This is a genomic window from Reyranella sp. (assembly GCF_030651995.1).
Classification (GTDB): domain Bacteria; phylum Pseudomonadota; class Alphaproteobacteria; order Reyranellales; family Reyranellaceae; genus Reyranella.
Map to the genome: position 1 here is coordinate 82,374 of NZ_JAUSBN010000049.1, position 9,742 is coordinate 92,115.

The 9,742-nt window shown below is 67.3% G+C and carries 12 protein-coding genes and 1 pseudogene; 2 read left to right on the top strand and 11 right to left on the bottom strand.

The genetic code is table 11. The features are described from left to right. Positions 1-79 precede the first annotated feature (79 nt). Positions 80-565, top strand: a complete 486-nt coding sequence (gene hisI / locus Q7V45_RS14855; protein WP_304853440.1) for a phosphoribosyl-AMP cyclohydrolase — start codon at positions 80-82, stop codon at positions 563-565. A gap of 167 nt (positions 566-732) precedes the next feature. Here the strand turns inward: hisI and Q7V45_RS14860 are convergent, their stop codons facing one another. From Q7V45_RS14860 to ald, 9 genes are all read right to left on the bottom strand, one after another. Beyond that, positions 733-1,701, bottom strand: coding sequence for a hypothetical protein (locus Q7V45_RS14860; RefSeq protein WP_304853443.1), 969 nt, complete (start codon positions 1,699-1,701; stop codon positions 733-735). Positions 1,702-1,734: 33 nt separating this feature from the next. Then, positions 1,735-2,862, bottom strand: a complete 1,128-nt coding sequence (locus tag Q7V45_RS14865) for an iron-containing alcohol dehydrogenase (RefSeq protein ID WP_304853446.1) — start codon at positions 2,860-2,862, stop codon at positions 1,735-1,737. A 14-nt stretch (positions 2,863-2,876) separates the two neighbouring features. After that, a complete protein-coding gene (locus tag Q7V45_RS14870; protein ID WP_304853449.1) occupies positions 2,877-3,170 on the bottom strand; it encodes a hypothetical protein in 294 nt (97 codons plus the stop codon). Beyond that, complete coding sequence (gene zigA / locus Q7V45_RS14875) at positions 3,167-4,372, bottom strand: zinc metallochaperone GTPase ZigA (protein ID WP_304853452.1); 1,206 nt, start codon at positions 4,370-4,372, stop codon at positions 3,167-3,169. Before zigA ends, Q7V45_RS14870 begins: the two co-directional genes overlap by 4 nt. Continuing rightward, a complete protein-coding gene (locus tag Q7V45_RS14880) occupies positions 4,365-4,991 on the bottom strand; it encodes a DUF1826 domain-containing protein (RefSeq protein ID WP_304853456.1) in 627 nt (208 codons plus the stop codon). The genes zigA and Q7V45_RS14880 overlap by 8 nt, the downstream gene beginning before the upstream one ends. Then, positions 4,976-5,935: a GTP-binding protein gene (locus Q7V45_RS14885; RefSeq protein ID WP_304853458.1), complete on the bottom strand. Its 960-nt coding sequence runs from the start codon at positions 5,933-5,935 to the stop codon at positions 4,976-4,978. The genes Q7V45_RS14880 and Q7V45_RS14885 overlap by 16 nt, the downstream gene beginning before the upstream one ends. Before the next feature lie 149 nt (positions 5,936-6,084). Beyond that, positions 6,085-6,450, bottom strand: a complete 366-nt coding sequence (locus tag Q7V45_RS14890) for a hypothetical protein (protein WP_304853461.1) — start codon at positions 6,448-6,450, stop codon at positions 6,085-6,087. 24 nt (positions 6,451-6,474) lie between these two features. Further along, entirely contained in the window at positions 6,475-6,774 is a 300-nt protein-coding gene (locus tag Q7V45_RS14895; RefSeq protein ID WP_304853464.1) for a helix-turn-helix transcriptional regulator, read from the bottom strand. Positions 6,775-6,883: 109 nt separating this feature from the next. Continuing rightward, on the bottom strand, positions 6,884-7,999 hold the full coding sequence (ald, locus tag Q7V45_RS14900) for an alanine dehydrogenase (RefSeq protein WP_304853467.1): 1,116 nt from the start codon (positions 7,997-7,999) through the stop codon (positions 6,884-6,886). Between the two features lie 135 nt (positions 8,000-8,134). Here ald and Q7V45_RS14905 point away from each other — a divergent pair, with 135 nt between their 5' ends. Further along, positions 8,135-8,644, top strand: coding sequence for an Lrp/AsnC family transcriptional regulator (locus tag Q7V45_RS14905; protein WP_304853470.1), 510 nt, complete (start codon positions 8,135-8,137; stop codon positions 8,642-8,644). Here Q7V45_RS14905 and Q7V45_RS14910 read toward each other — a convergent pair. Next, positions 8,617-9,480, bottom strand: a complete 864-nt coding sequence (locus Q7V45_RS14910) for an EamA family transporter (RefSeq protein ID WP_304853472.1) — start codon at positions 9,478-9,480, stop codon at positions 8,617-8,619. The two genes, Q7V45_RS14905 and Q7V45_RS14910, sit on opposite strands and share 28 nt — an antisense overlap. Before the next feature lie 4 nt (positions 9,481-9,484). Further along, positions 9,485-9,742, bottom strand: a pseudogene (locus Q7V45_RS14915) (3-isopropylmalate dehydratase small subunit); the annotation flags it as partial.

Consider the following 9,742-nt stretch of genomic DNA (forward strand, 5'->3'; position numbering starts at 1 on the left):
TAGAAACGTTATAACGTTGCCTTTCTGGCTCTCTTCCGTCAAGTTCGCCGCAGGATCATCTGCCTGCGAGGAGTTCGCGATGCCGCAGCGTGCCCGCCTGGCGAGGCGACTTTCCGTCGAGCAGGTCGAGGAAGGCCTGGTTCTCGCCCCGAAGTTCGGCCGTGACGGACTGATTCCCGTCGTAACCACCGACGCCGACTCAGGCGAGGTGCTGATGGTGGCCACGATGGACGCCGAGGCGCTGCTGCGGACCGTCGACACGAGAGAGGCCCACTACTGGAGCCGCAGTCGGCAGCGTCTCTGGAAAAAGGGCGCGACGAGCGGCCTGGTCCAGGAGGTCGTCGACATGCGCATCGACGACGATCAGGACGCGGTCTGGCAGTGCGTTCGGGTCCGCGGTTCGGGGGCGAGCTGCCACGTCGGCTACCGCTCCTGCTTCTACCGATCGATCTCGCTGGAACCGGGGGAGGAGGGGCGGCCGATAGCCCTGCGCCAGGAAGAAGCCGCCAGGGTGTTCGATCCCGTCGAAGTCTACGGCGATGCACCGAATCCGACCCGGCTCTAGCAGGCCGCCGGAAAGTGGAAGTCCAGGCAAACAAACGAAATAAACGTAACAAACGAAACAAACGAAGCAGGAGTCGCAGCTCCCGAATCTCGTGTTGTGGTGATCTCCCGAACCCTCGGCCGCGTTGTGAACGAGGGGCGAACCGACCTCCTGACGCCGACCGTCCTTCAGTTCCATCCCATCTGACGGGCGACAGCCCCGAGCAGCAGCACGCTTGCGGTGGCGATCACCACCAGCGACGAGGCGACGGCGATCGCCCGGCCGAAGGCGGCCGACCGCTCCTCGCCGACGATGAGCCGATGGGCGAGCATGGAGGCCATGCCGATGGCGGCGAGCGACAGGGCCATGCCGGCCGCGATGGCGATCACGCCGACGATACCGGCCCAGAGAATGTCGAGCGCAAGGGACAAGAGCACCAGGATCAGCGCACCGGCGCAGGGCGCGGCGCCCGCGGCGCTCAGCAGCATCAGGCCGGAGCGGCGATGCAGGAATTCGACTGACTTCGCATCGGCCCGGTGAGGTGCGGGCGGCACATGATCGTGATGATGTGTATGCGTGCCATGGTCGTGCCCGTGGTGATGCCCGTGCCCGCCGTGGTCGTGGCTGCAGGCCGGCGCCTCGCCTCGCAACCCGGCCCGCAGCCGCCACAGTCCGACGGCGAGGATCAGGAGATACGAGGCGATCTCGACCAGCCGCGCGTGAGCCAGGGCGCCGAACAGCCCGACGACGCTCATGAGCTTCAGGCTGGTCGCCAGGATGAGGGCCGACAGGGTGTGGGTGATGGCGATCCAGGCGCCGGCGAAGATGCCCTCGATCCATCGCCGGGGCTCCGTACCATCGAGGAAATAGGCGACGATCACGGCCTTGCCATGTCCCGGACCCAGCGTGTGCACGACCCCGTAGCTGAAGCAGAGAGACAGCAGGATCCACAGAGCTGCCGCCGATCCCGTTCCGCTGCCGACGTCCTGAAGCGACGTCGAGAGCTGGTGCTGGATCTGTCTCTGGTAGGCCGCCGATTCGCGGGCAAGCCACGCCAGCCCGTCGGAGGAGACGAGGGCGAAACCCAGGGCGGCCAGCAAGGAAAGGCCGAGCCAGAAGAAAGGCGACTGAACGGCGCCCAGGGTCCTGATTCTCATGACGCTTGTACCCCGACTTGGGAGACGGCGGGCCTAGAGGGCGGCGTGGAAGAGGTCTCGATAGACTTCGGCGTCGACGGTCCTCGGCGTGGTCCGGCTGGAGAGATCGGCCACGGCGTGCGGCACGAGGTCGGGGATCATCTCCTCGGTGATGCCCATCGCGCGCAGCCCGCCGGGCAGACCGATGCTCGCGTTACGCGCCAGCACCGCCTCGGCCAGATCGGCGCCGGCGGGGAGGCCCATGGCTTCGGCCAACCGCTCGTATTTCTCGGGTGCCGTGCCGGCGTTGAAGCGCAGGATCGTCGGCAGGATCACGGCGTTCAGCGTGCCGTGGTGCAGCCTGAGACCGGGCAGGCGACCGGCGGCATGGCTCATCGAGTGGACGGCGCCCAATCCCTTCACGAAGGCCATCGCTCCCTCGGTCGACGCCATCATCATGTTCCAGCGGGCCTCGCGGTCGCCGCCGTCGCGCACGGCTCTGTCGATGTGCCGCCAGGCCCGTCGCAGCCCGTCATACCCGATCCCTTCGGCCGGTGGATTCACCACCGGCGACAGGATGGCCTCGATGCAGTGGGTCACCGCATCCATGCCGGTCGCCGCCGTGAGCGCGGGCGGCAGGCCGAGGGTCAGTTCGGGATCGCAGATCGCGACGCTCGGGATCATCTTCGGGCTCGCGAAGGTGAGCTTGCGGCCGTCCTTCATGACGATCACGAAGCCGACCGACACTTCGCTGCCGGTGCCCGATGTCGTGGGAATGGCGATGACCGGCGCGACCCGGTCGATCCGGCGGGCGCCGCCGGTGAGCGGATCGTAGCGGTCGAGGGAGCCGCCGCTGCCGGCCAGCAGGGCGACGGCCTTGCCGAGGTCCATGGACGATCCACCGCCGAGTCCAATGACGCCGTCGCAATCTTTCGACCGATAGAGGTCGAAGGCCGCCAGCGCCGCGGCTTCGGTGGGATTGCCCGGCGTGTCGTCGAAGACGGGAATGTTCGAAGCGCCGGGAATGACCCCGAGCACCGTATCGAGCAGGCCGGCGGCACGGACGCCGCGGTCGGTCGCGATCAGCGGCCGCTGCATGCCGAGACGTTCGAGTTCCTTCGGCAGGATGCGAATGGCGCCGAAGTCGAAATGCGTGGTGGTGAGATAACTCAGGATCGCCATGTCGCGCCGTCTCGTCAGTTCGTCTTGGGGGTGGCCGCCGTCGCGTCGAGCAGGTGCGCGACGCCGCGGAGATAGGCCGAAGTCCGGGCCGGCGGCGTGCCGCGCGACCCGAGGTCGATCAGTTCCTGAACGAGGGCGTCGGCGATGGCATTGCCCGGAAGCCATTGCTCCCGTGCCATCGCGATGGCGTCCCGCAGAAGGGTGCGCGCCCTGGCGACGTCGGCAGCATGGACCTCGGCGATCCGGGCCTCCGGGCTCTTCCCCGCGCCGTCGTCGCGGCCGGTGGCCGATGGATGTCGGTGGCTCATTCGTGTCCCGGCATTTTCCAGACGGGGAAGGGATCGGGGAACCGGCCCCACATTGCGGGTCCCATCTTCATCTCGGCATCGGTCAGCAGGCAGTCGTCGAGGCGGCGCGTGAGTTCCTTGCGGTCCATGCCCTTGGTGCCGATGAAGACGATCTCCTGCCGGCGGTCGCCGTAGGGGCTCTTGAAGGAATTGCGGATGGTGGCGCGCCAGGTCGAGTCCTGGGGCCAGTCCTCGCGCTTCACCGCCGCCCACCAGGCGCCCGCGGCTTCGTGGCGAAGCATGCCGCCGGCCTGGCTTAGCGAGCCTGCGAAGTTCATGCGCGAGGCCAGCCAGAAGAAGCCCTTGGAGCGGATCACACCGTCCCAGGGGCCGTTGAGCAGGGCATAGAGGCGCATCGGGTTGAACGGCCGGCGCGACTTGTAGACGAAGCTCCAGAAACCGTAGGTCTCGGTCTCCGGCGTATGGATGCCGCGCATCTCCTGCATCCAGCCGGGGGCCTGGCTCGCCTTCTCGTAGGAGAACAGGCCGGTGTCCATGATCTGGTCGAGCGGCACCTTGCCGAACTCGCCGGTGACGATCCGGGCCTTGGCATTGAGACGCCGCAGCATCGTCTGCAGGAAGCCGAGCTCCTCGGGCGAGACGAGATCGGCCTTGTTCACGACGATGACGTCCGCGAACTCGACCTGCTCGACCAGCAGGTCGACGACCGTCCGCGTGTCCTCGGGCTCTGCCGTCTGGCCGCGCTGATGCAGGAAGTCGGCCGAGCTGTAGTCCTCGATGAACGCCCTGGCATCGACGACCGTCACCATCGTGTCGAGGCGCGCGACCTTGGACAGGCTCTTGCCGGCCTCGTCCTCGAATTCGAAGGTGGCGGCGACGGGCATCGGCTCGGAAATGCCGGTCGATTCGATCAGCAGATAGTCGAAGCGGCCTTCGCCGGCCAGTCGCTCGACCTCCTCGAGGAGATCCTCGCGCAGGGTGCAGCAGATGCAGCCGTTCGACATCTCGACCAGCTTCTCTTCGCTGCGGCTCAACTCGGCCCCGCCCTGGCGCACGAGGGCGGCATCGATGTTGATCTCGCTCATGTCGTTCACGATCACCGCGACCTTGCGGCCTTCGCGGTTGTTCAGCACGTGATTGAGCAAGGTCGTCTTGCCGGCGCCGAGATATCCGGACAGCACGGTGACGGGGAGCCTATTCATCGTCGTGGACCTCGTTGAGGCAGAGGAAGAGTCGCGTCTGGCCGCTGCCGGCGACCGGGGGCGAGCGGTGCACGATGGCTTCCGTCCCGGCCCGCACCACGCCCTTGAACAGACCGGCGGCGAAGCGCGGGAATTCGTTCAGGGGCCCGCGATAGCGGCGCTGGGCCTTCAGCGCCCGGGCGGCATGCTCGAGCGGCGGCCATTGCGTGCCGGGCCCGCGATAGGTTGCGTTGAGACGATAGCCGACATGATCGCGATGGAACCGCCAGCAGGCATCGTGGGCGATTGCCTCGAGGCGCAGGTCGACGTCAGGGCTGCCGGTGCGCGCGGCGAAGCAGCGTGCAAGCCCGGCAATGTCGTCGATCAGGGCCCGGCGCTCCGGGCTGTCCGCCAGCGCCACCAGATCGCAGAGGGCGGCGAGCCGGGCCGGCACGCAGGCGGCCGGTCCTATGAAGTGGCCCTCCGGCAGTCGTTCCGCCGGCAGGGAATCGAGCCAGGCCGCCAGCCCTGCCGTTTGGGGGCGATGCCAGATGGCGAGGGCGACGTCGTGCTCGGCAATCCGATGCAGGACGGCGTCATCAGGGCTCTCGACGACCTGTACGCTTACGGCGCGAGACAAGACTCGAATCCCGCCTTGAGAGTTGCCGCGTCGAGGTTCCGCCCGATCAGGACGAAGCGCGAATCACGCGTCTCCTGATCCTTCCAGGGCCGGCCGATGGTGGCATCCATCAGCATGTGCACGCCCTGGAAGACATAGCGGTTGGAGCTGCCCTTCAGGTCGAGAATGCCCTTGCAGCGCAGGATGTCGACGCCGCGGACCCGCAGCAGTTCGGAGATCCATGTCGTGAACCGGTCCGGATCGAGGGGGCGCGAGGCCCGCAGCGAGACGCTGGTGATCGCCTCGTCGTGCTCGTGCTCGTCCTCGCCGAGGAAGCCGGGCTCGATCTCGAGGATGCGGTTGAGGTCGAAGGCCCCGCGATCGAGCAGTTCCGTGACCGGCAGGGCGCAATGATCGGTCCGGTGCAGGCGGGCCATCGGATTGATCGCGCGGATGCGGGCCTCGACGCGCGCCGCCTCCTCGGCCGGGACGAGATCGATCTTGTTCAGCAGAACGATGTCGGCGAAGGCGACCTGCTCGGCGGCTTCATGACTATCTTCCAGTCGTTGCAGGAAGTTCTTCGCATCGACGACCGTGATGATGGAGTCGAGCCGGGTCCGGCTGCGCACGTCCTCGTCGACGAAGAAGGTCTGGGCGACGGGTGCCGGGTCGGCGAGGCCCGTGGTCTCGATCAGGATCGCATCGAAGCGGCCCTTGCGCTTCATCAGCCCTTCGATGATGCGGATCAGATCGCCGCGGACGGTGCAGCAGATGCAGCCGTTGTTCATCTCGAACACTTCTTCCTCGGCATCGACGACGAGATCGTTGTCGATGCCCAGTTCGCCGAACTCGTTGACGATGACGGCGAACTTCCGGCCGTGCTGCTCGGTCAGCAGGCGATTGAGGAGGGTCGTCTTTCCGGCGCCGAGGTATCCGGTCAGCACTGTGACGGGAACCTGATCCATGAATGCCTCTCGGGAATCCCCTGCGGACCAGGGGCGTCTGCGGTGGTCTCCTATAATTGGTACAGTATAACATTTCTAATGGTCAAGCTGCGGAATCGCGCGCAAGCAAAAAGGGCGGGAGTTGCCTCCCGCCCCTTCGTCCGTCCGCGCTACGCGGCCTTCTGAACGATCTCCACGGGACCGTGGTTGTCGCAGTGCGTGCCGTGGGGGTGATGCAGGTGCCCGTCGACCAGGTAGTCGACATGGTCGCCATGCGGCACCGCTTCGTGGCCGCAGCCCGGGCCATGCTTGTGGTTCTTGTCATGGCCGGCGCAGACATGGTCGGGCGTGCAGGCCCCCGGATTGTGGGCGCTCACCTCGATCGTATGCTCGTCGACGTGATCGCCGTGCGGGTGATGGAGGTGGCCGTCGTGCAGGTAGTCGAGGTGATCGCCGTGCTTGATCGCGGTATGGCCGCAGGCCGGGCCATGCGCGTGCGGATGGTCGGCATGGATCTTATGGTCGTGGCTGGACATGACATTCATCCTTTCGTGAAAAACTCAGTGCCTCTCGGCAGCATGGGCGATGGCATTGCGGACGAGGGTGAGAACGTGATCGTCGGCGATCCGGTAGATGACCCTCTTGCCCTCCCGTTGGCGATCGATCAGCCGGGCGGCATGCAGGACCTGCAGGCGCGCCGAAACGGTGGTGATCTTCTCATCCTCGGCGGCGGCGATTTCCGAAACGCTGAGGTTGTTGTCGGCGAGCAGCATCAGGGTCCGCAGGCGTGCCACGTCCGACAGGGCGTCGAACATGCGGGCTGCTTCTTCCAGGTGCCGGCCGCCGGCCGCTTTGAGCATGGGGTCCCTTGCTGTTTATCCAATTATCCATAGATCGTTGGAATGATGGAATCAACCCATGCGCTGGAGGATTTGCTCCCCGCCCTGAAGAGAGGGCGGGGAGGATTGGTCAGCCGGCGATCGCCTGCTCGGCGGGCGCGTAGGGAAGGCCGAGGCTCTCGGCCGCCGCCTTGTGCGTCAGCCGGCCGCGATGGACGTTGAGGCCGGCGGCGAGATGCGGGTTCCCGGCGATGGCGGCGAGGCCCTTGCCGGCGAGAGCGAGACCGAAAGGCAGGGTCGCGTTGTTCAGCGCCTCGCTGGACGTGAGCGGCACCGCGCCCGGCATGTTGGCCACGCAATAGTGGATGATGCCGTCGACCTCGTAGGTCGGCTCGGCATGTGTCGTGGCGTGCGAGGTCTCGAAGCAGCCGCCCTGGTCGATGGCGACGTCGACGATCACCGAGCCCGGCTTCATCGACTTCAGCATCGCCTTGGTCACCAGCTTGGGTGCTGTGGCGCCGGCCACCAGCACGGCACCGATCACGGCATCGGCCGAGAACACTTCCTGCTCGATGGCGTCGATCGTCGAGTAGCGCGTGCGGACCCGGCCCTGGAAAAGCTCGTCGAGTTCGCGCAACCGCGGCAGCGAGCGGTCGAGCACCGCGACCTCGGCGCCGAGACCCGCCGCCATGCGCGCGGCGTGGGTGCCCACGACGCCGCCGCCCAGCACGACGACATGCGCGGGCTTGACGCCCGGCACGCCACCCAGCAGCAGGCCGCGCCCGCCGCGATGGCGCTGCAGGGCGCCGCCCGCCGCCTCGATGGAGAGACGCCCGGCGACCTCGCTCATGGGCGCGAGCAGCGGCAGGCCGCCGCGAGCATCGGTCACGGTCTCGTAGGCGATGGCGGTACAGCCGGACTCGATCAGCCCCCTGGCCTGAGCCGGATCGGCGGCGAGATGGAGATAGGTGAACAGGATCTGGCCGGAGCGCAGTTGCACCCACTCCCCGGGCTGCGGCTCCTTCACCTTCACGATCATCTCGGCGGTCGAGAAGATCTCCGCGGCGGTGTCGGCGATGCGGGCGCCCGCCGTGCGGTAGACGTCATCGCTTGCTCCGATCCCGGTGCCGGCACCGGTCTCGACCACGACTTCGTGGCCGGCATGGACGTATTCGCGGACCGCGCCGGGCGTCAGCCCGACGCGATATTCATGGGTCTTGATTTCTCTCGGCACACCGACGCGCATAGGGCCAAACTCCAGCTAGGTTCGGGTGTCATCAAACCAAGGAATGCAGGTTTGTTTCCCGGCATTCTGAAGACGAATTGTGGCCCTCCTGCCGAAATTCTACGTTGGACGGCCAAAACACGCAGGATTCCGAACATGCATCTCGACAAGATCGACGCCACCATCCTGTCGGAGCTGACGGAGAATGCCCGGGTGAGCCAGGTCGATCTCGCCGCGCGGGTCGGCCTGTCGAGCACCGCGGTGGCGCGGCGGCAGCGTGCGCTGGAGGAGGAGGGCCTGATCCGCGGCTACCAGGCCGTGCTGGATCTTGGCCGCTTCGGGCTGGCCACGACGGTCGTGGTGCGGATCACGCTGGACAGCCAGAGCGACGAGGCGCTGACCGCATTCGAGCGGGGAGTCCTCGACTGTCCCTCGGTGGTGCGCTGCTTCCTGATGTCCGGCAGCGACGACTATGTCGTGATCGTGCTGGCGCGCGACATCGAGGATTTCGAGCGCATCCACCGCACCGAACTCTCGCGCCTGCCGCGGGTCGCCCGGCTCGAATCGAGCTTCGCGCTGCGCGAGGTCGTGAACCGCGCGGTGCCGCCCTCGGTGTTCGGCAAGACCGCGCGAAGTGCTCAGCGCAGGCGTCGCGCCGAGGCATAGACGCCGAGCGCGACGCCGCCCAGCACGACCGCCACGGCCACGAGGCGCTCCGCCGACAGCGGCTCGCCGGTCAGGTAGGCCGAGATGGCGAGCGCGGCGCAGGGCACCAGCAGGCTGACGGGACCGACCTTCGCGGCGGGATAGGTACGCAGCAGCGTGCCCCAGATCAGGTAGCCCAGCCACATCACGGGAACGACGGTGTAGAAGAGGACGAACCAGCCAAGCCAGGTCGGCGCCAGGATCGGCGCGGCCAGCGCCGCCGGCCCGTCGAGCACGAGGGAGGCGAGGGCAAGCGGGATCGGCGGCAGGACGCTCGCCCAGACGGTGACGGCGAACATCGAGACCCCGCGGGCCGAGCGGAAGACGAGATTGCCCAGCGCCCAGGTGAAGGCCGACATCAGCGCCAGGCCGATCGCCAGCAGCGGCGTGTCGTCGGAGATCGAGCGTGCCAGCAGCACGACGCCGGCGACCGCGACGGCGAGGCCGAGCCACTGTCCGCGCGTCGCGTGCTCGCGCAGCAGCAGGGCGGCCAGCACGACGGTGAGCGGCCCCTGGAGCTGCACCAGCACGGAGGTGAGGCCGGGCGGCAGGCCGGCTCCCATGGCGAAGAACAGGAAGATGAACTGGCCGCCGAACATCAGCCCGCCGATGCCCGCCAGGACGGACCAGGAAACCGCGGGCTTGGGGATGAAGAAGGCCGGCAGGGCGCCCAGCAGGAAGCGCCAGGTCGCGAAGGCGAAGGGCGTGAACTCGTCGAGGCCGTAGCGGATGACCGTGAAGTTCAGCCCCCACATCGCCACGATGAGGAGGGCTGCCGCGAGATGCAGCGGGCTCAAGTGCCTACAGCCAGACCCACGGACGCGAACTCCTGTCGGACGTCTGCCAGGCCTCGATCTCGTCGCGGCGAGACATCGTGAGCGCAATGTCGTCGAGGCCGTTCAGCATCGCATGCTGGCGGCGCGCGTCGACCTGAAAGGGAATGGTGCGGCCGGTCGGCGAGATCACCTGGCAGTTCTCGAGGTCGACGGTGATGCGGGCATTGCCGGGCGAGGCCTTCATCTCGTCGGCGAGCTGCTCGATCTCGTGGATCGGCAGCGC

Excerpts from the sequence above, each read along its gene's own strand:
- hisI (WP_304853440.1), top strand. The coding sequence starts at position 80 with ATGCCGCAGCGTGCCCGCCTGGCGAGGCGACTTTCCGTCGAGCAGGTC.
- Q7V45_RS14860 (WP_304853443.1), bottom strand. The coding sequence starts at position 1,701 with ATGAGAATCAGGACCCTGGGCGCCGTTCAGTCGCCTTTCTTCTGGCTC.
- Q7V45_RS14865 (WP_304853446.1), bottom strand. The coding sequence starts at position 2,862 with ATGGCGATCCTGAGTTATCTCACCACCACGCATTTCGACTTCGGCGCC.
- Q7V45_RS14870 (WP_304853449.1), bottom strand. The coding sequence starts at position 3,170 with ATGAGCCACCGACATCCATCGGCCACCGGCCGCGACGACGGCGCGGGG.
- zigA (WP_304853452.1), bottom strand. The coding sequence starts at position 4,372 with ATGAATAGGCTCCCCGTCACCGTGCTGTCCGGATATCTCGGCGCCGGC.
- Q7V45_RS14885 (WP_304853458.1), bottom strand. The coding sequence starts at position 5,935 with ATGGATCAGGTTCCCGTCACAGTGCTGACCGGATACCTCGGCGCCGGA.
- Q7V45_RS14890 (WP_304853461.1), bottom strand. The coding sequence starts at position 6,450 with ATGTCCAGCCACGACCATAAGATCCATGCCGACCATCCGCACGCGCAT.
- Q7V45_RS14895 (WP_304853464.1), bottom strand. The coding sequence starts at position 6,774 with ATGCTCAAAGCGGCCGGCGGCCGGCACCTGGAAGAAGCAGCCCGCATG.
- ald (WP_304853467.1), bottom strand. The coding sequence starts at position 7,999 with ATGCGCGTCGGTGTGCCGAGAGAAATCAAGACCCATGAATATCGCGTC.
- Q7V45_RS14905 (WP_304853470.1), top strand. The coding sequence starts at position 8,135 with ATGCATCTCGACAAGATCGACGCCACCATCCTGTCGGAGCTGACGGAG.